22 protein-coding genes are annotated in these 20327 nt (G+C 66.0%); 7 read left to right on the forward strand and 15 right to left on the reverse strand.

Going from position 1 to position 20327, the window contains the following annotated elements; all coding sequences use genetic code 11:
- Nucleotides 1-17 precede the first annotated feature (17 nt).
- From dnaG to ACV7JP_RS11270, 3 genes are all read left to right on the forward strand, one after another.
- The gene (dnaG, locus tag ACV7JP_RS11260) at nucleotides 18-1925 is read left to right on the forward strand and encodes a DNA primase (protein ID WP_457795771.1); all 1908 of its coding nucleotides are present in this window, start codon (nucleotides 18-20) and stop codon (nucleotides 1923-1925) included.
- A 204-nt stretch (nucleotides 1926-2129) separates the two neighbouring features.
- Complete coding sequence (gene rpoD / locus ACV7JP_RS11265) at nucleotides 2130-4139, forward strand: RNA polymerase sigma factor RpoD (protein ID WP_457795772.1); 2010 nt, start codon at nucleotides 2130-2132, stop codon at nucleotides 4137-4139.
- 114 nt (nucleotides 4140-4253) lie between these two features.
- Nucleotides 4254-4787, forward strand: a complete 534-nt coding sequence (locus ACV7JP_RS11270; RefSeq protein ID WP_457795773.1) for a Uma2 family endonuclease — start codon at nucleotides 4254-4256, stop codon at nucleotides 4785-4787.
- Here ACV7JP_RS11270 and ACV7JP_RS11275 read toward each other — a convergent pair.
- From ACV7JP_RS11275 to ACV7JP_RS11285, 3 genes are all read right to left on the reverse strand, one after another.
- Entirely contained in the window at nucleotides 4784-6079 is a 1296-nt protein-coding gene (locus ACV7JP_RS11275) for an MFS transporter (protein WP_457795774.1), read from the reverse strand. The genes ACV7JP_RS11270 and ACV7JP_RS11275 overlap by 4 nt on opposite strands.
- Nucleotides 6079-6789, reverse strand: a complete 711-nt coding sequence (locus ACV7JP_RS11280; RefSeq protein WP_457795775.1) for a DUF1345 domain-containing protein — start codon at nucleotides 6787-6789, stop codon at nucleotides 6079-6081. Before ACV7JP_RS11280 ends, ACV7JP_RS11275 begins: the two co-directional genes overlap by 1 nt.
- Nucleotides 6790-6888: 99 nt before the next feature.
- Nucleotides 6889-7821, reverse strand: a complete 933-nt coding sequence (locus tag ACV7JP_RS11285; RefSeq protein WP_457795776.1) for a polyprenyl synthetase family protein — start codon at nucleotides 7819-7821, stop codon at nucleotides 6889-6891.
- 380 nt (nucleotides 7822-8201) lie between these two features.
- Between ACV7JP_RS11285 and ACV7JP_RS11290 the strand changes: the two genes are divergently transcribed.
- Nucleotides 8202-8489 (forward strand): hypothetical protein, encoded by a 288-nt coding sequence (locus ACV7JP_RS11290; RefSeq protein WP_457795777.1) that lies wholly within the window; start codon nucleotides 8202-8204, stop codon nucleotides 8487-8489.
- A gap of 149 nt (nucleotides 8490-8638) precedes the next feature.
- Here ACV7JP_RS11290 and ACV7JP_RS11295 read toward each other — a convergent pair whose 3' ends face one another.
- Both ACV7JP_RS11295 and ACV7JP_RS11300 read right to left on the reverse strand, forming a co-directional pair.
- Entirely contained in the window at nucleotides 8639-9055 is a 417-nt protein-coding gene (locus ACV7JP_RS11295) for a DUF2267 domain-containing protein (RefSeq protein ID WP_457795778.1), read from the reverse strand.
- Between the two features lie 77 nt (nucleotides 9056-9132).
- On the reverse strand, nucleotides 9133-10032 hold the full coding sequence (locus ACV7JP_RS11300; RefSeq protein ID WP_457795779.1) for an isoaspartyl peptidase/L-asparaginase family protein: 900 nt from the start codon (nucleotides 10030-10032) through the stop codon (nucleotides 9133-9135).
- 211 nt (nucleotides 10033-10243) lie between these two features.
- Between ACV7JP_RS11300 and ACV7JP_RS11305 the strand changes: the two genes are divergently transcribed.
- Nucleotides 10244-11188 carry a hypothetical protein gene (locus tag ACV7JP_RS11305; protein WP_457795780.1) on the forward strand — a complete coding sequence of 315 codons (945 nt, stop codon included), beginning with the start codon at nucleotides 10244-10246 and terminating at the stop codon, nucleotides 11186-11188.
- 59 nt (nucleotides 11189-11247) lie between these two features.
- On the opposite strand, the gene ACV7JP_RS11310 is transcribed toward ACV7JP_RS11305, so the two are convergent.
- The 5 genes from ACV7JP_RS11310 to ACV7JP_RS11330 all read right to left on the reverse strand — a co-directional run bounded on the left by ACV7JP_RS11310 (nucleotide 11248) and on the right by ACV7JP_RS11330 (nucleotide 15697).
- Nucleotides 11248-11463, reverse strand: coding sequence for a hypothetical protein (locus ACV7JP_RS11310; protein WP_457795781.1), 216 nt, complete (start codon nucleotides 11461-11463; stop codon nucleotides 11248-11250).
- A 182-nt stretch (nucleotides 11464-11645) separates the two neighbouring features.
- A complete protein-coding gene (locus ACV7JP_RS11315; protein WP_457795782.1) occupies nucleotides 11646-12080 on the reverse strand; it encodes an RrF2 family transcriptional regulator in 435 nt (144 codons plus the stop codon).
- A 157-nt stretch (nucleotides 12081-12237) separates the two neighbouring features.
- Entirely contained in the window at nucleotides 12238-13209 is a 972-nt protein-coding gene (locus ACV7JP_RS11320) for a hypothetical protein (RefSeq protein ID WP_457795783.1), read from the reverse strand.
- A gap of 12 nt (nucleotides 13210-13221) precedes the next feature.
- Nucleotides 13222-13503, reverse strand: coding sequence for a hypothetical protein (locus tag ACV7JP_RS11325; RefSeq protein WP_457795784.1), 282 nt, complete (start codon nucleotides 13501-13503; stop codon nucleotides 13222-13224).
- A 160-nt stretch (nucleotides 13504-13663) separates the two neighbouring features.
- Nucleotides 13664-15697, reverse strand: coding sequence for a glycosyl hydrolase family 8 (locus tag ACV7JP_RS11330; protein WP_457795785.1), 2034 nt, complete (start codon nucleotides 15695-15697; stop codon nucleotides 13664-13666).
- 297 nt (nucleotides 15698-15994) lie between these two features.
- On the opposite strand from ACV7JP_RS11330, the gene ACV7JP_RS11335 reads away from it, so the two are divergent.
- On the forward strand, nucleotides 15995-16816 hold the full coding sequence (locus ACV7JP_RS11335; RefSeq protein ID WP_457795786.1) for a L,D-transpeptidase: 822 nt from the start codon (nucleotides 15995-15997) through the stop codon (nucleotides 16814-16816).
- A 9-nt stretch (nucleotides 16817-16825) separates the two neighbouring features.
- Here ACV7JP_RS11335 and ACV7JP_RS11340 read toward each other — a convergent pair whose 3' ends face one another.
- Nucleotides 16826-17119 (reverse strand): NepR family anti-sigma factor, encoded by a 294-nt coding sequence (locus ACV7JP_RS11340; RefSeq protein ID WP_457795787.1) that lies wholly within the window; start codon nucleotides 17117-17119, stop codon nucleotides 16826-16828.
- A gap of 304 nt (nucleotides 17120-17423) precedes the next feature.
- Between ACV7JP_RS11340 and ACV7JP_RS11345 the strand changes: the two genes are divergently transcribed.
- Nucleotides 17424-18224, forward strand: a complete 801-nt coding sequence (locus tag ACV7JP_RS11345; RefSeq protein ID WP_457795788.1) for a bestrophin-like domain — start codon at nucleotides 17424-17426, stop codon at nucleotides 18222-18224.
- Here the strand turns inward: ACV7JP_RS11345 and ACV7JP_RS11350 are convergent.
- The 4 genes from ACV7JP_RS11350 to ACV7JP_RS11365 form a co-directional block, all read right to left on the reverse strand.
- A complete protein-coding gene (locus ACV7JP_RS11350) occupies nucleotides 18202-19005 on the reverse strand; it encodes a cyclase family protein (protein ID WP_457795789.1) in 804 nt (267 codons plus the stop codon). The two genes, ACV7JP_RS11345 and ACV7JP_RS11350, sit on opposite strands and share 23 nt — an antisense overlap.
- A 144-nt stretch (nucleotides 19006-19149) precedes the next feature.
- Nucleotides 19150-19395 carry a hypothetical protein gene (locus tag ACV7JP_RS11355; RefSeq protein ID WP_457795790.1) on the reverse strand — a complete coding sequence of 82 codons (246 nt, stop codon included), beginning with the start codon at nucleotides 19393-19395 and terminating at the stop codon, nucleotides 19150-19152.
- 29 nt (nucleotides 19396-19424) lie between these two features.
- Entirely contained in the window at nucleotides 19425-19721 is a 297-nt protein-coding gene (locus ACV7JP_RS11360) for a hypothetical protein (RefSeq protein ID WP_457795791.1), read from the reverse strand.
- A 114-nt stretch (nucleotides 19722-19835) separates the two neighbouring features.
- On the reverse strand, nucleotides 19836-20171 hold the full coding sequence (locus tag ACV7JP_RS11365) for a hypothetical protein (protein ID WP_457795792.1): 336 nt from the start codon (nucleotides 20169-20171) through the stop codon (nucleotides 19836-19838).
- Nucleotides 20172-20327 lie beyond the last annotated feature (156 nt).

Genomic DNA, 20327 nt, shown 5'->3' on the forward strand with positions numbered 1-20327 from the left:
GGTGCTAGAACCGCTTTATGCGCTTCTCCCCCTCCTTCCTCGATGACATCCGGGCGCGGGTGCCGGTTTCCGAGGTCGTGCGTCAGAAGGTGAAGCTCAAGAAGCAGGGCCGCGAGTGGCGCGGCCTCTCGCCCTTCAACGCCGAGAAGACGCCCTCTTTCTACGTCAACGACCAGAAGGGCTTCTTCCACGATTTCTCCTCCGGCAAGCATGGCGACGGCTTCACTTTTCTGATGGAGACGGAAGGCATCACCTTCCCCGAAGCGGTCGAGCGGCTCGCGACCCTCGCCGGCCTGCCCATGCCGGTCGAGACCAAGGAGCAGCGCGAGGAGGAGGAGCGCCGCGCGACGCTCGGCGACGCGCTGGAATGGGCGGCGGAGTTTTTCGCCAAGCAGCTCGCAAGCCCCGTCGGGCGCGAGGCCCGGGCCTATCTGGACCGCCGGCAGGTCTCCGCCGCTTGTCGCGAGACGTTCCGGCTGGGCTACGCGCCGCCCGAGCGCCACGCCCTGCGCGACCATCTCGCCGCCAAAGGCGTGACGGTCGAGACCATGATCGAAGCGGGGCTGCTGATCCATGGCGAGGACATCCCGGTCCCCTATGACCGCTTCCGCAACCGCGTCATGTTCCCGATCTGCGACCGGTCGGGCAGGGTCGTCGCCTTTGGCGGCCGCGCCATGGAGGCGGACGCCCAGGCGAAATATCTCAACTCCCCCGAGACGCCGCTCTTTCACAAGGGCGCGACGCTTTACAACCTCCATAACGCCCGCAAGGCCGCCCATGACGCCGGAACGGTGATCGCGGTCGAGGGCTATATGGACGTCATCGCCCTCACGGCGGCGGGCTTTCCCCAGGCCGTGGCGCCGCTCGGCACGGCGCTGACGCCCGAGCAGTGCGGCCTGCTATGGCGCATGGCGGAGGAGCCGGTTCTCTGCTTCGACGGCGACAAGGCGGGGCTCAAGGCGGCTTTCCGCGCCGTCGACACGGCCCTGCCGTTGATCGGTCCGGCAAAGACGCTGCGCTTCGTGCTGCTGCCGGACGGCCATGACCCTGACGAATTGCTGCGGGCCGGCGGCCCCGGCGCCGTGAAGCAGGCGCTGGAGCAGACTCTGCCGCTCGTCGATCTCCTGTGGATGCGCGAGACGCAACGCGCGGTTCTCGACACGCCGGAACGGCGCGCCGGGCTGGAGCGGCGCCTGCGTGAAATCGCCGCGCATATCGGCGACGAGACGCTGCGGCGCTATTATGCCCAGGAATTGAGCGACCGCCTCGCCCGGCTCCTGGGCCGCGGGCCCGCGCCGCCGGGCCGGGGCCGCGACTTCGTGCCCCGCAAGCGCGGCGCCTTCCGCCCCGGCGGCCCCGAGGCCGGGCCGGTGCGCATCAGTCCGGCGCTGGCCAATTCGCCCCTGTTCCGGGGCGTGAAGCCGCCCATTGCGCCTCGCGACGCATTGATTCTCCTCATTCTTTTAAACCATCCGGACGTGCTCGCCGCACAGGTCGAGGAAGTGGCGGCGCTGGAATTCGCGTCAAGCGAAGCCTCGGCCTTGCGCGACGCGCTCATTCGCTGGACCGAGGCGGGCGGGGGCGAGCGCGCCGAACTCGTCCAGGCGATGGCGGAGGCGGGCCTCGGCGCCGCAGCCTCCCGGCTCGAGGGCATGGTCGCTCATGCGGCGCTTTGGAGCGTCCGCCCCGAGGCCGCGCCCGCCGACGCGGCGGAGAGCCTGCGTCAGGCTTTAGTCTTGCATCGCCGCTGCTGGGAGTTAAATAAGGAACTCCGCGTGGTCGAAGCCCGTTTGGCGGAGAATTCCAGCGAGCAAGATTTAGCGCGGCTAAGGGATATTCAAACGAAGCTGTCCGCGCTAGATGGCGCAGAGGCCGCCCTGGAGGGCTTTGGGGCTTCTTCCGGGCGTTCTACGCGTTCGCTTTGACTTTCTGGACTTACCGCGCAATTTGAGTGTGGTTAGCGGGGCGTTAAGACCCGGCGGGGAATGTTGGACGAGAATCGGCGCGGCTTTCGGTCCGCGCCGAAAATGGGGGAGCCGGGTGGCTGTCTCCGGACGACTGTCGACAAATGCGAGGCCCGGTCTAGCAGCCCCGTGAGGCGCCGCGCCGGGGACCGTGTGGAGCTGTGTATGGCGAAGAAAGACGAAGACAAGGTCGACAATGAAGGCGCTGCGACGGTGGACGCCGCGGACGGCCCGCTTCTCGATCTCAACGACGCCGCCGTCAAGCGGATGATCAAGCTCGCCAAAAAGCGCGGCTTCGTCACCTATGCCGAATTGAACGCCGTATTGCCCTCCGAGGAGGTCTCCTCCGACCAGATCGAGGATGTCTACGCCATGCTCTCCGAGATGGGCATCACCGTCTCCGAGGGCGACGATCCGGATGACGTCGAGGAGGAGCAGAGCGCGGAGGAGGAGGAGGCCGAGGGCGGCGAGCTCGTCGAGAGCCCCCGTTCGACCGCCGTCGCGACGCGCGCGTCCGAGCCCGCGGACCGCACCGACGATCCGGTGCGCATGTATCTTCGTGAAATGGGCTCCGTCGAGCTGCTGTCGCGCGAGGGCGAAATCGCCATCGCCAAGCGCATCGAGGCCGGCCGCGAGGCGATGATCGCCGGTCTCTGCGAGAGCCCGCTGACCTTCCAGGCCATTATCATCTGGCGCGAGGAGCTCGAAGCCGGAAAGGTCCTGCTGCGCGACATCATCGATCTCGAGGCGACCTATGCCGGGCCGGACGGCAAGGCGGCGGCCAAGACGGCCTCGGAAGAGGGCGCGGAAATGGCTCCGGCCACCGCGCCGCGCACGCCTCCCGCCGGCATCGCCGAAGGCGCTGCCCCCGAGGAGACCTTCGAGGAGGAAGACGACATGGAGAATTCCGTGTCGCTTTCCGCCATGGAGGCGGAGCTCAAGCCGAAGGTGCTCGAGACCTTCGCCCGCGTCGCGGACGCCTATAAGAAGCTGCGCCGCCTCCAGGACCAGAATGTCGAGAACAAGCTCAGAAACGAGACGCTGACGCCCGCTCAGGAGCGCAAATACAAGCAGCTCAAGAAAGAGATCGTCGCCGACGTCAAGTCGCTTTCGCTGAACCAGAACCGCATCGAGGCGCTGGTCGAGCAGCTCTACGACATCAACAAGCGCCTGATCGGCTATGAGACGAAGCTCTTGCGTCTCGCCGACAGCCATGGCGTCGCGCGCGAGGACTTCATCGACAAGTTCCACGGCTCCGAGCTCGACCCCAAATGGGTGATGCGCGTCGCGCAGCTTCGCTCCAGGGGCTGGAAGGAATTCGTCGCGGAGGAGAAGGACCGCATCAAGGATCTGCGCGCCGAGATCCACGCGCTCGCGACCGAAACGGGCTTGGAGATTTCCGAGTTCCGCAAGATCGTGCACATGGTGCAGAAGGGCGAGCGGGAAGCGCGTCAGGCGAAGAAGGAAATGGTCGAGGCGAATCTGCGCCTCGTCATCTCCATCGCCAAGAAATACACCAATCGCGGTCTGCAATTCCTCGATCTCATTCAGGAAGGCAATATCGGCCTGATGAAGGCGGTCGATAAGTTCGAATATCGCCGCGGCTATAAATTCTCGACCTACGCGACCTGGTGGATCCGGCAGGCGATCACGCGCTCGATCGCCGATCAGGCGCGCACGATCCGCATTCCCGTGCACATGATCGAGACGATCAACAAGATCGTGCGCACCTCGCGCCAGATGCTGCATGAGATCGGCCGCGAGCCGACGCCGGAGGAGCTTGCCGAGAAGCTCGCCATGCCGCTCGAAAAAGTGCGCAAGGTGCTCAAGATCGCCAAGGAGCCGATCTCGCTCGAGACGCCGATCGGCGACGAGGAGGATTCGCATCTCGGCGATTTCATCGAGGACAAGAACGCCGTGCTGCCGATCGAGGCGGCGATCCAGTCGAATCTGCGCGAGACGACGACCCGCGTGCTCGCCTCGCTGACCCCGCGCGAGGAGCGCGTTCTGCGCATGCGCTTCGGCATCGGCATGAACACCGACCACACGCTCGAAGAGGTCGGCCAGCAATTCTCGGTGACCCGCGAACGCATCCGCCAGATCGAGGCGAAGGCGTTGAGGAAGCTGAAGCATCCGTCGCGGAGCCGGAAGCTCAGGAGCTTCCTGGACAATTGATCCCGCGCCGTCGCGCGGGATAATGTTAGGGTCGCGATGAACACGCATTTGAGACCCGATAATCTTCCGCTGGTCACACAGGCCGCCGACGGCATGCCTCGGCGGTGCTTCAGCGTGGCCGAGATTGAGGAGATGGTCCGCGTCGGCATTTTAGACGAGGATGAGCGCTTCGAACTTATCGGCGGCGAGGTGGTCCCGATGTCGCCGAAGGGCGCAAGGCACGAATGGATCAAGATTGAACTGAATCGCTTTTTCCAGCGCGCGGCGCCCGACAATTTGGCCGTTGCGCCGGAGACGACGTTGCGTCTCGACAGCCACACTTTTCTTGAACCCGACTTTTGCGTCTTCCGGCGCGGCTTGGATTTGGCGGCGCTCGACGGCGCCGCGGTTTTGCTCGCCGTCGAAGTGGCGGATTCGAGCCTGAACTACGACAAGGGCCGCAAGATCGGCGTTTATGCCGCATACGGCGTCCGCGAAGTCTGGGTCATCGACGCGAAGCGCGCGACGACATGGATTCATCGCAAATTGGGCGCGCAGGGCTATGCGGAAGTTGTCGAGCATCCAACGGAGACGCGCGTCACGCCGATGCTGGCCCCGGAACTTGCGGTAAGATTGACCGACCTCGGCGTTGAGCCGGCTGCGAGCTAGGCGCGGTCGATCCGCGACGCTTCCTTCGTCTCCGGCATCGTCGCGTATACGATCAGCGACACGAAGATCGCCGCGCTCGCATACCAATAGAACCAGCTCTCGACGCCCTGCGACTTGAACCACAGCGCCACATATTCCGCTGAGCCGCCGAAGACGGACACCGTCGCCGCATAGGGGAGCGCCACGCCGGTCACGCGGATGGCGGCGGGGAAGAGCTCCGCTTTCACGACCGCGTTGATCGACGTGTAAAGCGCGACGATGAGCCAGGCGGCGCAGACCAGCGTGAAGGCGGTCCAGGCGTCGCGCGCCTGCTCGATCGCCGACAGCAGCGGGACCGTGAAGAGCGTCCCAAGCAGGCCGAAGGCGATCAGCATCGGGCGACGGCCGATGCGATCGGACAGCGCGCCATAGAGCGGTTGCAGGATCAGCGCGAAAAGCAGGGAGCCCGCCGAAATCCACGTCGTCTGCGACGCGGTCAGCCCCGCCGAGAGCTTCAGGAATTTCTGCATGTAGGTCGTATAGACATAGAAGGCGACGGTGCCGCCCAATGTCAGCCCCACGACCGTCGCGGTCTCGCTTTTGTGGTCGAGAAGGGCGCGGAGCGCGCCGCGCCGCGCTTCCTTCATCGATTCCCGGAAGGCGGTCGTCTCCGCGAGATCGCGGCGCATGATCAGCGCGACGACGGCGAGCAGGGCGCCGATCGCGAAGGGTATGCGCCAGCCCCAGTCGCGAAGCGACTTGTCGTCGAGCAACAGATTTTGCAGCGCGAGCAGCACGACGAGCGCGAGGAGCTGTCCCGCGATCATCGTCACATATTGGAAGCTCGAATAGAATCCGCGACGCTCCGGCGTCGCGGTCTCGGCGAGATAGGTCGCGCTCGACCCGTATTCGCCGCCGAGACTCGCGCCCTGCACAAGGCGCGCGAATAGCAACAGAGCGGGCGCTGCCGCGCCGATTGTCGAATAGGTCGGGACAAGCGCGATGATGAGCGACCCCGCGCACATCAGCAGCACGGAAAGCATCAGCGCCGCGCGGCGGCCCCGGCCATCGCCGATGCGCCCGAGGGCGTAGGCGCCGATGGGGCGCATGAAGAAGCCGAGCGCGAAAACGCCCGAGGCCGACAGCATCTGCGCCACCGGGTCGTCGCCAGGGAAGAAAGCGTCGGCGAAATAGAGCGAGAAGGCCGAGTAGACGTAGAAATCGTACCATTCGACGAGATTGCCGATCGAGCCCACGAGAATGGCGCGGATGCGCGCCTTGTCGTCGAGGCCGATTTTAGGCGCGTGGAGCATCAGACGAACTGGCTCGAAATGTTCACCATCAAGGCGATGATCGTGGTGTTGAAGAAAAAGGCGACGACGCCATGAAGGAGCGAGATGGCGCGCATCGTGGAAGAGCAGGTTTCGACATCCGCCGTCTGCATCGCGACGCCGATGACGAAGGAATAATACATGAAGTCGAGATATTGCGGATTATCCGTGTTCGGAAAATGCAGCCCGCCGCGCGCCTGCGGCGGTTGAAACGGCTCCCGCTCTTCCTCCGTGTAATATTCATGCGCGTAATGGAAGCCGAAGGAGAGATGCAGCAGCGTCCAGGAATTGAAGACCGTGATAAAGGTCAGGCCGAGACCGATCGCCTTTTCCCAGCCATGCGCGTCCTTGACGTCGCCGAGCTGCATCACGATCGCGGCGAAGGAGGCGATCGTGGCGCCTGTCGTCAGCAGCAGAATTGCGGCGCGGCCTTCATCGAGACGCTTGGCGCCGGCGCGGATCGATTCATGCGTCGCGTCCGCATGCAGGATCGCGGCGAGCACGAAATAGAAGAGAACGGCTCCGTTCCAGGCGATGAGCGCGCGCGGCGCGGGATACATGCCGGCGGGCAGAAACCAGGCGATGGCGGCTCCCAACGCGATGCTGGCGAGAAGTTGCGGACGCGCCTGCAGGATTCGAAGGGGCGCGAGGACGCGCCAGCGTTCCGTTCTCGCTGCGCGCTCGTCGCTCATATCTCCTCCTGGATCGCTCCGCGTTTAGGGGAAACGCCTAAAACGCAGACAACGCGCGCCTCACGTGAAAAGCCGGCTTCTGCTTTTTCGCATCGCGCTCTAGCTCCGTCGCGCCGCGACGAAGCGCGCCGCTTCGGCGAGGACGCCGGTCTTTTCGCCGAGCCCTGTATCGAGCAACGCGGCCGTCGCCTCCTGAACGAGCGCCTCACAGCGCGCCTTGGCGCCGTCGAGACCGAGAAGGCCGACGAGCGTCGCCTTGCCGCGCTCCGCGTCCTTGCCGGCCCGCTTGCCGAGCGCGGCCGTGTCGCCCTCGGCGTCGAGAATGTCGTCGGCGACCTGGAAGGCGGCGCCGAGCGCCTTGCCGTAGCGCTGCAAGGCGGCGGCCTGCGCCGGCGCCGCGCCGCCAAGGACGCCGCCGGCCTCGACCGCGAAGCGCAGCAGAGCGCCGGTCTTCATCGCCTGCATTTGCAGAGTCTCGTCGATCGTCAGCGGCGTCGCGGCGGTTTCCGCCGCGAGATCGAGCGCCTGTCCGCCGACCATGCCGCCGAGACCCGCGGCGCGGGCGAGGGCGAGCACGAGCGCGGCGCGCAGATTGCCGTCCGGATGCGTCGCCGGGTCGGCGACGACGTCGAAAGCATAGGTGAGAAGCCCGTCGCCGGAGAGGATGGCGGTCGCCTCGTCGAAGGCCCTGTGCGCCGTGGGCCGGCCGCGCCGCAAATCGTCGTCGTCCATCGCCGGCAGATCGTCATGGACGAGGGAATAGCAATGGATCATCTCCAGCGCACAGGCGGTGCGGATCGCGCTCTCGCCCTCGACGCCGAACAGGCGCGCGCTTTCGATGACGAGAAAGGGCCGCAGCCGCTTGCCGCCGCCGAGCGCCGAGTAGCGCATCGCCTCAAGCAGCCGCGCGGGACGGATAATCTCGCCCGGAAGGGCGGTCGCGGCGAGCAGGGCGTCGAGCGCGGATTCCGTCGCGTCGGCGGCCGCGTCCAGGCGGCGGCGAAATTCCTCGGCGCGGGCGGCGGCGACCATCGGCGATTCCCCTCATAAGCGTTGCACGCGTCGCTGCTAGCAAATTTGGCCCCGGAGCCCAAGGCCCGCCAAGCAAAGGCCGGCCGGATCTCCGCCGCTGCGCGCAAAGGCAAAATATACGCGGTGACGGCGAAGTTGCGGCGGCTTCACGGCGCTCGCTCCCGCCAAACTTTCCGCCTGTTGTATTTTTACGACAGCGACCGGCGGAGGCGTTCTTTAGACTTGGCCGGCGCCAGAGGGGCAATCTGGCGCGTATCCTCGCGCCGCCTCGTCGGAAGATCGTGACGGCGGCGCGGCGGGTTCCGGGCGTTGCGTGAGAAGACGATGCGAGGCCGCCCGCGTGGGGCCCGAGCGCGTCATCACCCCGAAAGGAGACAATTATGAAGAAAGTTCTGCTGCTGACGACGGCGATCGCTTGCGCGGCGCCGTTGGCTGGCTGCAATTCGCCCGGCGAGCGCGCCGCCGGCGGCGCCGTGATCGGCGGTCTTGGCGGCGCGGGCATTGGCGCGCTGGCCTCGGGCGGACGCGCTGGCGGCACGTTGGCGGGCGCCGCCATCGGCGCGGCGTCCGGCGCCGTCGTGGGCGCCGCCACGGCCCCGCCGCAGCGCTGCGCCAAATGGGGCTGGGATTATTACGGCAACCGCGCCTGCGTCGCCTATTACAATTGACCGCGAGCGCCTCGGAAGGAGGCGCGGCGGTCGTCTGACGCGTAAGAGGGTTCCTCAGGCTGAGAGCCTGCGAAGCAGGCGTCTCGAAACAGGAGGGGCCGGCGCGGCTTTGTCAGCCGTCTGAGGCCGCGAAACGCCGCGGCCTCTTTTTATCCGTTGGGCCAGAGGAAGCCCGAGAGGCCCGGAATCGGATCCGTCATCACGCGAAGCTTTTCCTTGCCGATGACGAGTTCCGCGCCGCCGAAAATTTCATGGGCCAGCCGCTTCAATTGGTCTGCGGACAGACCGAGCGCGGTCAGATCGGAGGTGAGCGCCAGCATGTCGCCCCTGGAGCCGCCCATCATGCCGCCGACGCCGCCCAATACGCCGCCCAGCAGGCTCTTCTTGCGCGGCGCCGCCGCCGCGTCGGCGATGGCCTGCCGTGAGCCGGGAATCCTGTCGATCAGTTCGTCGGCGGGCCCGGGGTGGCGTTTCAGAAGGAAGCCGAAGACATGTCCGACCGCGAGGCGCGCCACGGCGGGGCTTGTCCCGACCGATTGGGCGATATGAGCAATCCACTGATCCACATGCACCTCCGAGCGGGAAAGCGTAGCGCTTTGTCGCGCATTGCGCCGGTCAGGGCAACTGCGCCGTAAACGGGCGCTCACGCCGCGCCGATCTCGATGCGTCCGTTGCGGGCCGAGGCCGTCAGCATGCCGGGGGTGGAATAGGCGGCGCCGCAACGCGCGTCGCGGTCGACGACGATGAGCCCGCCCGAGCCCTGCACCTTGCGTTCGAGATAGGCGATCGCCGCCTTGGCGGCCTCCTCCGCCGCCATGCCTTGGCTTTCGGCGTAGAAGGCGGCCATGCGCGCGAGCGTGGTGCGGAGGAATTGCTCTCCTACGCCGGTGCAGGAAACGGCGCAGGAGGCGTTGTCGGCGTAGACGCCGGCGCCGATCACGGGCGAATCGCCGACGCGCCCGCTCATCTGGTTGACGAGCCCGCCCGTGGAGGTCGCCGCGGCGAGATCGCCCGCGCGGTCGCGCGCCACGGCTCCGACGGTGCCGAGCTTGCCATGCGCGGCCGGCGCGTGATCGAGAGTCGTCTCATGGCGCGCCCTGGCGCGGGCGAGTTGGGCGAGCCGGTCGGGCGTGACGAAGTAGCTTTCATCCTCGAAGTCGAGCCCATATTCCCGCCCGAGCCGCTCGGCCCCGGAGCCGATCATGAACACATGGGGCGTCTTCTCCATCACGGTCCGCGCTAGAAGCACCGGATTGCGCACGCCTCGCACGCCGGCGACGGCCCCCGCCGAGAGGTTGCGCCCGTCCATGATGGAAGCGTCGCAAAAGGCGGCGCCCTCGGCGTTCAGAACCGCGCCGCGGCCGGCATTGTAGAGGGGATCGTCTTCGAGCATGGAGACGCAGCGCGCGACGACGTCGAGCGCGCCCGCGCCGTCGGCAAGCATGCCGGCGCCCGCCTCGACGATGCGCCGCAGAGAAGCGGCGAAGCGCTCCGGCGCGCGGATCGCGCCCGCGCCGCCATGGATCATCAGAGAGAAAGTCATCAGGGGCCTCGCAGGGGGACGATTGCCTGGGTGGGCATAGTCGACGGGAGCCTTTTTTCTTCAACCTGACCCGGGCGCGCCCGGGTAAATTTATCCGCGATAGCGCGCGGAGAGCGCCGGATTTTTACGCAATTGGAAATCCTGTTCCGTAAGACGGCGATCTGCTTTGGCGAAGCCGCGCTCTGCGCGGTCAGATGGAGTTGACGCGCCCGTGGCTCAGATTGCTCGCTTTCCCGCCTTTGTCGTCCTCTTCGGCGCCTTGCTCGGGGCGCCGCCCGCTTCCGCGCTCGTCAGCCGCGCTTTCGTCTCGGGCTCCGGCGTGGATTCCGCCTCCTGCGGCGCGGCGACGGCGCCCTGCAGGACCCTCCAATATGTGCATGACGGCATCATCAATCCGGGCGGCGAGATCGTGATCGCGGGCGCGGGCGAATATGGCCCGCTGAAGATCGCCAAGGCGCTGACCGTCGTCAATCAGGGCGCGGGCGTCGCGAGCCTGACGCAGCCGGCGCCGAACGCCAACGCCATCTGGATCAACGCCGCCGCCTCCGACGTGATCGTCTTGAAAGGCCTCGAAATCGAAGGGGCCTGGGCGGCCGTGACCGGGGTCTATATGCAGTCCGCCGGCTCGCTGCAGATGATCGACTGCGTCATCCGCCGGTTCAAATCTAACGGCGTCTACGCCACGCCGCCGAACTGGGGAAAAATCCTCATGTCGCATGTCTCCGTGTCGGACATTGGCGGCAATGGCGTGACGATCCTTCCGGCGGGCGGCTTCGCCGGCTCCTTCCAGAACATTCGCTTAACCAATCTTCAAAATGGCTTCGAGCTCTCCGGGAAAAATGCGGCGGCGGGCAGCCCGATCTACGGGGTCGTGACGGACAGCGTCGCGACGGGGACGTCGAACGGCTTTCTGTCGACCTCGGCGCCCGGCGCGCCGACGCCGACGCTCAATCTCGTCGGCGTGCGCGTCAACGGCAATGGGATCGGCGTGATTTCCAATCGCGGCAATGTGCGGCTGTCCAATTCGACCGTCGCCGGGAACGGAACGGGCGTGTCGATCTCGGCCAGCGCCGTCTATTCGAACAAGACCAACAGCATTGTCGACAACGGCGCGAACGTCGTCGGCGGAACGATCAAGGCCACGGCGCCGGACTGACGCCGGCCGGAAACGCCGCGTCCGAAACGCCCCGCCGACCGGCGGGGCGTTTCCTTCATCTACCGACAGGGGCGGCACCAGCAGCGATAGGGTCCGCAAGCCCTGACAAATCCGGGCGGGCACCAACGCCCCCAGCCCTGGCAGGCGGCCTTCTCGATCGGCGTGTAGCTCTGTCTCCCGGGAAGCAGGTCGATCGTGTGCGCATTGGCGGGGAGCGGAAGCGATCCCGCCAGCAAGGCAAATTGGATGATGCAAATCGTCAGCAGCTTTCTCATTGGCTTCTCTCCCAAGCGGCAAACGCCGCGGCGAAGACGATAGCCCAGCACGGGCGCCATCTCCAGACGCGCGCATTCCGCCTGTTGTCAAAGCCTTAATTTTCTTGATGGAAAGAGGATTTGAGGCGCGATCGGTTAAGGAATTGCAGCGCAAGCTCGCCGTCCCGCCCGGCCGATAGGCCTTACCGCAATAGCCGGGAGTCGCGGCCGCCGCGATTGCGCAGCGAAGCGATGCTCGTGCGATCGAGAATGAGCGCGATCGATTCCCGCACGTCCAGCATGATGTCGCGTATCGCGCAGGCGTCCTCGTCCGGACAATCCGCGCAGCGCTGATAGGCGGTGCGGCTCGCGCAGGCGATCGGCGCGAGCGGGCCGTCGAGGATGCGGATGATCTGGCCGACGGTGACCTTCTCGGCCGGGCGGGCGAGCTGATAGCCGCCGCCCTTGCCCTTGCGGCTGTTGAGAATCCCCGCATTGCGCAATTCCACCAGAATCGCGTCCAGGAACTTCCTGGGGATGTTGTTCGCCGCCGCGATGTCGCCGGCAAGGCATTTGTCGTCCGCCGCGGCGAGATGAATCAGCGCCTTCAGACCATACTTTGCTTTGTTCGAGAGCATGTCTCTCTCGAGGCCCGAGCGCGGCCTCCCGGCGCCTATCCAGACGAGAACGTCCCGCGCAGGCGCGCCGCCGGACGAGACACGAGCTATCATATGGGAAGAGGCGGCGAAAGCCGAAGTCTTCAGCTCAAGGCGGGCATGCGCCGGGATGCGGCGCTTACTGATTCACCACGGCGACGACCTTGCGCGTCGCCGGATCGACGACGGCGACGCGCTGGCCGGCGACCACGAATTTATAGCCGCGCAGGGCCGGCAGCCGCGCCACGAGCCGGCGCGGAAAAATCGCGAGATGGGCCTGGGGCGGGGCCTGCGCTCCAATCTCCGCGTTGAAGCCGGGGCTGTCGAGACGCGCCGAGCGCCAATTGGCGACCGTCGCATAGGCTTGGCGCGCCTGCGCCTGCGACAGGCCCAGCGGCGCCGGCCCGCTCCGGTTGCGATCGCTCGCGGCGGCGGAAGCCTGGTCGCGCCCCAACGCCGGCGCGGGTCGGGCGATCGTTACGCTTTGCCCCTGCATCGATCGCGGCGGCGTTAGCGGGCTCGCCGCTCGGCTCTGTCTCGCCTGAAGCGCTTCCGAGCCGAGCCTGGGCGCCTCGCGCCGATGCGACGCGGGGAGCAGGCCGCCGAGCAGATAGATCGCGACGGCGAAGGCGGCGAGCTGGCCGGCGATGACCCGGAACTGCAGGCGGCCGGCCTGTTCCTCCCATTGCTCCGGCGGTTTCTCCGCCAGCATCGCCTGGCGGGTTTGCGCCGCCCGCCGCGCGGCCTTCTTGTCCATCGCCGTCGCGGCGACATAGGCGATGAGCGCGTCGCGCGAGGCCTGTTCGCCCGGCCTGACGGCCAGCCCGTCGAAAATCAGATTGTCCTCCATGGAGCGCAACAGAACCTTGCGCCGCATGAGCTCGCGAACGGCGTCGACAATCTCCTGATAGGTCTCGCCGAGCGCGCCGAGCTCGTCGATGACGAGCGTGTCGCCCGGGGCCAGATTGTCGTGCAGGCGGAGGAGTCTCGCGCGGCCCTGAATCGGGCGGCGCAGGATCGCCTGGTCGATCGCGACGCCCGCCGCCTCGGCGTCCTTCCATGCGGCGACGGCCTGCGTCGATCCCCGGTCGCCGTAAAGATATGTCGTCACGACGGCTCGCCGCTATTTCGCTTCCGTTCCCGGCTTGCGCGGGGGCCGGATGACGGGCATGGAATCCGGATCGGGCGCGGGCGGCGGCTTCTCGATGGGCGCGTCGATTCCGGGCTTCGGCTCGAGCACGCCCTTTTGCCGGTCGAGCTTCTCGCTCAGCGTCTCGTCGGATTTCGTTTCGCCGCCTTGGGATTCCGGCGGCGGCTTTTGCGTCTCGGCGGCGCGCCCGGCCGCCGGCGCGAAGATCATCATTGAGACGGCCAGGCCGATCGAACCAAAAAGACGCGCGCGCATCCCGCTCTCCTCGCCATCGCGTTGAGGCGTGAGCTATCGCCAAAGGTCGGCAAGGCAAGCGCGGGCGGCCGGTCGTTGTGGCCCTCGTGAAAAATATTCAAAAGAGACGCGCCGCGCGGCCGCCGGCTTGAACGCCGCGCAGCGCCTTTCGAAGCCGCGCTCAGGCCGCCGGCTGCGGCGTCTGCGTCTTTCGCGCGGGACGCCGTCTCGAGCGCTTTCTTCCCTGCGGCGGCTGTCGCGGCTGCGTCACCGTGGCGTCGGCGGGCGGCGCGTCGGCGGGCGTCTCGGGCCGGAGCTCGCGATAGCGGCGTCTCGCCGACTCGATGAGCTCCAATCCGCTGTAGCCGTCGAGCGGATGGATGGCGAGCCCCGCCGGCAGCGACGGCGCGTCGGCGTCCAGCATGTCGCGCCGCCGCGCCGCCGCCGTCAGCCTCGATGCGATGGTCTCCAGATCCTTGCGGCCGGCGAGAAGGCAGATAACGACAAGGATCTGCGTGCGGTTCAAAATGGCGACATTGTCCGTCGTCCTCAACGCGCGGCGGAAGTCCTGCGCGAGAGATGCGATCAGCGCGTCGGCCGCCTGCGCTCCCTGCTCCTTTTCAATCGCCGAGAGCGCGGGAAATTCCCAGTAGATAAGGCCGACCGTGCGGCTCAGGCGCACGGAGGCGGCGGCGGCCGTTTCGATTTCCTCGGCGAGAACCGGCAGGCCGCCGGATGACGAGAACGGATTTTGCGGGAGCGTTCTCGGCACAATGTCGTATTGGCCGGGGGCGGGCTTCCAGCGGCCGCCCATGCCGCTCGGATCGTCCGCAGGCTCCTCGCCCGACTCGTTGTCGGCGCGGCTCAGCAGATAATAAAGGCCGGCCAAAACCGTGAGCGCCCCTGCGACGATTCGCAGATAGGAGAAGAGATCGGCGTCTTGCGGCATGTCTCCATCCTCCGCGGCGGCAGCTAGTTGATGAAACGTGGCTTGATGGAGTTCCGGCTCGGCCGGCCACTGCCCTTCGGCCGGCGGCTTGAGGTTGGCTTCCAGTCTTTCCAGAGAACCGATTCGCGGCTGCCAATTATGCGACAGAATGCGGCGCATCTCATCCCGATTCAGGCACGGGCCGCCGCGCATCGTCGCCGCGACGAGCGAAAGGACATGGAGCGTCGCCGGATAATAATGCTGGTTCTCGGAGACGCGGTAGAAACTGTCAGGGTAGCGCGCGCCCTGGCAACTGCAGCGCAGCAGCGCGGCGACCGCCTGATAGCCGGGCTCGGCGAGAGTCTGGCCCGCGCCGGCGGCGACTTGCGGCCCCATGATCGCCGGCCCCTTTTGCCAGGCGGCGTCGAAGACGCGCAGCCGGTCGGGCGTGACCGCGTCGGCCCAGTAGAGATAGAGCGGGATGCGCAAGGCGTCATAGCCGAAGCGTTCCTCGAAGCCCTGCGCCGGCGCCACCGTCGATTTCGCGAGCGACAGCCAGTCGGGCGGCAGTTTCGATTGGCCGAACTGCGCGCGGCCGAGGAGGTCCAGGCCGCTCTGCATCAAGGCGTTCCAGTCGAAGGTCGGCTCGACCTGCGCCAGGCGGTAGAAGGCCGGGAAGATCCAGTAGGAGAGATTGACCACGGGCCCGTCGGGGCGCTCCTTGGGTCCGAAGCCTTCCGCCGCGGGCATGAGCACGGGGCTGAAGCCGCGCGTCGGCTTGACGAGCTTGGCGACGATGTCCTTGGTCATGGCCCGCGCGGCGGCGAGATAGCTCGGATCGCTCCAGAAATCGGCGGCTTCCGCGAGCGCCCAGGCGATCAGAAGGTCGCCGTCGCTGGCGTTGTGCCGGTCCTGCTCGGCGCGCGATCCGCCGGTCCAGCGCCAGACGGCGAGATTGTCGCTGCGGATGTGAAGATTGAGCGTCGTCCAGGCGAGGATGCGGTCGAAGGTCGGTCGGTCGGCCGCCGCCGTGGCGAGCAACAGGCCGTAGCCTTGTCCCTCGCTATGGCTGAAAGCGCGATTGCCCGTATCGACCACGCGCCCGGCGTCGGTGACGAAGCGCCGTCGCCAGGCTTCCCAGACGGGGCTTCCCCGCAACATGCCGCCGATCGCGACCAGATCGGATTTCGCCATGGCCGCCGCGTCGTCGAAGCCGGCGGCGGCGGGGCCGGCCGGGAACGACGCAAGAAGAATGACGAAGCAAACGCCAATAGCTCGGATATTCATTTAAATTTCTCTAGAATTCGAGCGATCGGATTTGCGCTGATAAGCTTCTCTTTCCTGCTCGGAGCGGAGATTATTACTCATGAGTTAGAAGAATAATCGAAAAGCTGTAAAAACCCATTTCGAGAGCAATTAGATTTTTCTGAATTGGAATCTGTTCATCGCGTGGCGATTGTTTCTTCGTCTGTCGACGCCCTTTCCTGGCGGCCTTCCCCGTTTTCGCCGCCTTTGCGACGCACAAAAACGGATAGGGGCGTCACGCCGCGCGCGGTCGCGGCGCGATCAAGGTGACGGAGTCCAATGTCGCGCAGGCGGAACACACTTCTTCCCATCCTTTTCGGCGTGTCGCTGCTTTCCGGCGTGAAGGCGGCGGTCGGCCAGTATTACGATCCGCCCGCGCCGGGCGATGCCTATTACGGCTATGACCGGGGCCTCGCCGGCGTCCCTTATGACGAGGGGGATCCCTATGGCGGCTTCGACCGGCCGAGGCGCGCGCATCCGCGCAGGGGCTTTTCGCCGGAAGCGCTGGATGACGGCGGCTACGCGCCGGACGCCGCCCCGGGCCGCGCCTCTCCCGCGCAGCGGCGACCGGCGCGTCTCGCCGCCCTGCCGCCGGACGCGGATCCGGCCTATTCCACGGCGTTCGATTTCGACGATCAGGTCGACCCCGGAGTCTCGACGCGGGAACTTGTGGACGATCCCACCGGCAGGCCGGCCGGGACGATCACGATCGACGCCAGGGCGCGCAAGCTCTATCTCTCGATTGGCGGGGGGCAGGCCTATGAATATGGCGTCGGCGTCGGACGCGAGGGCTTCGCCTGGAAGGGAGAGGCGCAGGTCGGACGCAAGGCCTTTTGGCCCGGCTGGACCCCGCCGAGGGAAATGCTGCTGCGCCGCCCCGACCTGCCCGACCATATGGATGGCGGATTGGAAAACCCGCTCGGGGCGCGGGCGCTTTATCTCTTCAAGGGGAAGACCGACACGATGTTCCGTATCCACGGCACCAATGAGCCGGATACGATCGGACAGGCCGTGTCGTCGGGCTGCATCCGCATGCTCAATGCGGATGTGATCGATCTCTATCGCCGCGTGGCGAAGGGAACGCGCGTCGTCGTCCGATAAGGCGGTCCGTTAACGGCCCTGCGCTTCAAGCGCGTCGACAAGCGCGACGAAGCGCTCGGGAACGGGCTCGCGCAGCATGGTCTGGTAAAAGTCGCGCAGCTCGCGGCCGATGCGATCGTCGCCCTCGTTCTTGCGGCGGGCGGCAAGAAGCGTCGCCGCCTGATCGCCGCGCAGCGGCGCGCCGCCGGCGGCGTTCTTCCCGGATCGTCTCAGCAGCGCGGAGCCCGCAAGATCGTCATAGGTTTTGCGCGCGCCATGCGCCGGCGCGCCCCTGGAGCCGCCAAGGTCGCTGGGGCTGTACAAGGATCCGGATTCCAAACGGTTCATGGGCGCCTCGATTCCCTTGCGAGGGCGTTTCCACGGAAAGCGGAAACAGGCGCTCGCGCGGCATTTGAGCAAAATTGAAAAGGATTAATTAACGGTAAACTTCCCTAGGCCTTGGCTTTTTGGGATTTGACATCCGCCTCGGGCTCGGCCTCAATTTTGACTGGCGGATCGCGCTGCGGAATCGTCTAATCGCGGTAAACGTGATCCGTTCCGAAGTTTGGAGCGCGGTTTCCGCTTTTCGCCGCGCGCGAACGTCACGCCGTCGGCCCGGAGGAAGAAATTGCTTCTTTTCTTGTGTTCATTGCCGCTTTGGCTCGGCGCCTTCCTCACCGTCATTCTCCCGACCGCTCTGGCGATGCTCGGGCCGATCGCGGTCAGAAAGCGCTACCCGCTCTCCGTTCTCGTCAAGAACAACGAGATCGCGGGATTCAAGTTCGCCACCGTCGGCGTCATCTACGCGGTCATCCTCGCCTTCGCGATCGTCGCCGTTTGGGACAAGTTCAACGAGGCGGAGGCGCTCGTTCTCAGGGAGGCCGGCGCCGCGGCGACGCTTTACCGCATCTCGGCCGGCGAGGAGCCGAACGCCCGCGCGACGCGCTCCGCGCTCGATAATTACTTGACCGCCGTCATCGAGGACGACTGGCTGCAAATGGCGGTTTCGAGGGAGGGGCGCGAGGCCGCGAAGGCGCTCGACCGGCTCTATTCGGCGGCGATGCTGCTGGGCGAAGGAAAGTCCGCGGGGGTGAGCGTCGAGATCATGACGGAGCTCGCCAATATTACGGAGGCGCGGAGAGGGCGCCTGCATCACGCCATGGGCGTCGTTCCGCCGGCGCTTTGGCTGATGCTCGTCTTCGGCGCGCTGCTGACGATCGGCTTCACTTATTTCTTCGGTCTCGAAAACCTCAAATCGCAGGCGACGATGACGGGCGGCTTGGCGTCGATCGTCTTTCTCGGGCTTTTCGTGATCGTCTCCTACGACCATCCCTTCACGGGAGAAGTCTTCGTCGAGCCTCACCCGATCAAGGCGGTGTTGGAGGATTTCAGGTTGGAGGAGGCGGTCAGCGCGGCGCAAAGGCGATGACGCGCGTCGGCGCGCCGGAGCCTTGAGCGATTTTCATCGGCATGGCGACGACCAGGGCGCCCGTGGCGGGAAGCTGGTCGAGATTGGTCAAATTTTCGAGCCCCGGCACATTCGCCGCGCCGATCGCGCGATGAACGAGAAAGTCGTGCGACGGCCCGATGTCGACGCTCGCCGTGTCGACGCCGATCAGCGAGACATGCCGCTCGGCGACGAGCAGGGCGGCCGCTTCGGGCCCGAATGAGGGGAAGTGCAGATTGTCGGTTCTTCCGGGCGCGTCGTCGCCGAGATAGGCCTTGCGGTCCGGCCAGCGCGCGCTCCAGCCCGTGCGCAGCAGAACGATCGCGCCGTCCGGGATGCGGCCGTTCTTTTCCTCCCAGCCGGCGATGTCGGCGAGGGTGAGCGCGTAGTCGGGATCTTTCGCCGCCTTTTCGGCGATGTCGATGACGATGGCGGGGCGGATGAGCCGGTCCAGCGGAATGTCGGAATTGGTCCAGCGGCTCTCCGCGAAATGCATCGGCGCGTCGATATGGGTGCCGCCATGCTCGGGCGAGCAGAAGGCGTTCGAATAGTAGAAAAATCCGCCTTTCGTCAGACCCTTGTGCTCTTGCTTGAGCTGAAAGCCGGTGGGCTCCGTCGGCCAATAGATCGTGTGGGCGTCGTAAGCATGGCTGAGATCGACGACCTTGGATGAGGAGAGGTCGATGGTCTGCGCGCGCGCGCCGCATATGCAGATCAGGGCGAGCGCGAGCGCCCAGGGCGTTCCGATAAGCAGGCGCCGCATCGATGTCCTCCTCGACAGCGCGCCGATGGCCGGCGCGTCGGAGGCGAGATTGCCCGGTCCCTGGCGTTTTGCCAATGGCGGCGCGGGGCGATCAACCGGAAAGGCTGCGCCCCGCGGCTCCAAACAAGGGGCGGCGCGCGGCGATTATTTTTCTTGCCGGTCGCCGTCGCCTTGAATGATCACGGCGCGGCTGTTCGTCCCGCGCTGCCTGACGATGACGTAGCCGGGTCCCGATTTGACGTCGAATTGCGGCGACTTCTCGCCCGGCGTCGTCTGAATGACGGTCGCCGTGTTCTGCCCGCCATCGGATTCGGCGACGATCGTGACCCCGGCCGCATGCGCTCGCTCCGCGGGCGCGATCAGGCTCGCCAAAAGAGGAAGCAAGATCATTTGACCTCCTTTTCCAGTTGCGCTGGACGTCACTGGCCAGAGAAGAAGGGCGGCAGCGGCGAGCTGATCTGCACGAGATTGGCGCGCAGGCTGTAGCCCGTCTGAGACAGGCCCGCATTGTTGATCCCGCCGATCTGCGTCACGTTGAAGACGGCGATCGGGCTTCGTTGAATGGCGGTGAGATTGTTGTTGGCGCCCAGCTGCACGCCGGCGATGACGTCGATCACGGGCGACTGATAATGGTAGATATAGGCGATGCCGGGCGCTTGCGCGTGGGCCTGCGCGACGCCGACGCTTATGAGAACGGGCAATATCCAGTATTTCATCGCGCGACTCCTCGTGTCCTTCGCATCGCGTGGATTTGTCGGATGTGATCGCGGCCATCCGGCGAAGGCCGCGATCCTTCTTTTTTCAGCGCGTCGAAATGGTCTCTCGAAAGCTTAGTAGTTCAGGCCGCCCAGAACCTGCGTCTGCAGGATCACGGCGTTGTTGGCGCCGATCGCGCGGCCCGAGAGATTGTTGATATTCTGAGTCACGTTCGCGACCGGCGCGTGATTGATCGCGATGTCGCGGGCGCGCGGAGCGATGACGAAAGCGGGCTCCTGGGAGATGACGGCGTCGTTGAGGCCCGTGGCGTGGCCGCGCAGATTGCTGACGTTCTGGTCGAGATTCACCGTCGGCGACCAGTTGAAGGCGAAGCCGCCGCCATGCCCGCCGGCAAAGGCGAAGCCGCTCGTCAGGACAAGAAAAGCAGGGGCGAGGAGCAGTTTCTTCATGAGTAGATCCTCCGTATTTTTACGGTTTCCGCAGAAGCTTTACTTGCAAGCTTCGAGAAAGAACTTAGGTCCGCGGCGCGAGCGCCGATAGGCGCCATTTTGGCGCAAATCAAACACAAGTCGGCCCGATTGCTTTACCCGAAAGAACGAACTTTA

The sequence above is a fragment of the Methylocystis sp. S23 genome, from assembly GCF_054106005.1.

Bases quoted from the DNA above. Each gene is read 5' to 3' on its own strand.
- dnaG (WP_457795771.1), top strand. From the start codon at position 18: ATGCGCTTCTCCCCCTCCTTCCTCGATGACATCCGGGCGCGGGTGCCG.
- rpoD (WP_457795772.1), top strand. From the start codon at position 2,130: ATGGCGAAGAAAGACGAAGACAAGGTCGACAATGAAGGCGCTGCGACG.
- ACV7JP_RS11275 (WP_457795774.1), bottom strand. From the start codon at position 6,079: ATGCTCCACGCGCCTAAAATCGGCCTCGACGACAAGGCGCGCATCCGC.
- ACV7JP_RS11280 (WP_457795775.1), bottom strand. From the start codon at position 6,789: ATGAGCGACGAGCGCGCAGCGAGAACGGAACGCTGGCGCGTCCTCGCG.
- ACV7JP_RS11285 (WP_457795776.1), bottom strand. From the start codon at position 7,821: ATGGTCGCCGCCGCCCGCGCCGAGGAATTTCGCCGCCGCCTGGACGCG.
- ACV7JP_RS11290 (WP_457795777.1), top strand. From the start codon at position 8,202: ATGAAGAAAGTTCTGCTGCTGACGACGGCGATCGCTTGCGCGGCGCCG.
- ACV7JP_RS11300 (WP_457795779.1), bottom strand. From the start codon at position 10,032: ATGACTTTCTCTCTGATGATCCATGGCGGCGCGGGCGCGATCCGCGCG.
- ACV7JP_RS11310 (WP_457795781.1), bottom strand. From the start codon at position 11,463: ATGAGAAAGCTGCTGACGATTTGCATCATCCAATTTGCCTTGCTGGCG.
- ACV7JP_RS11315 (WP_457795782.1), bottom strand. From the start codon at position 12,080: ATGCTCTCGAACAAAGCAAAGTATGGTCTGAAGGCGCTGATTCATCTC.
- ACV7JP_RS11325 (WP_457795784.1), bottom strand. From the start codon at position 13,503: ATGCGCGCGCGTCTTTTTGGTTCGATCGGCCTGGCCGTCTCAATGATG.
- ACV7JP_RS11330 (WP_457795785.1), bottom strand. From the start codon at position 15,697: ATGAATATCCGAGCTATTGGCGTTTGCTTCGTCATTCTTCTTGCGTCG.
- ACV7JP_RS11335 (WP_457795786.1), top strand. From the start codon at position 15,995: ATGTCGCGCAGGCGGAACACACTTCTTCCCATCCTTTTCGGCGTGTCG.
- ACV7JP_RS11350 (WP_457795789.1), bottom strand. From the start codon at position 19,005: ATGCGGCGCCTGCTTATCGGAACGCCCTGGGCGCTCGCGCTCGCCCTG.
- ACV7JP_RS11355 (WP_457795790.1), bottom strand. From the start codon at position 19,395: ATGATCTTGCTTCCTCTTTTGGCGAGCCTGATCGCGCCCGCGGAGCGA.
- ACV7JP_RS11360 (WP_457795791.1), bottom strand. From the start codon at position 19,721: ATGAAATACTGGATATTGCCCGTTCTCATAAGCGTCGGCGTCGCGCAG.
- ACV7JP_RS11365 (WP_457795792.1), bottom strand. From the start codon at position 20,171: ATGAAGAAACTGCTCCTCGCCCCTGCTTTTCTTGTCCTGACGAGCGGC.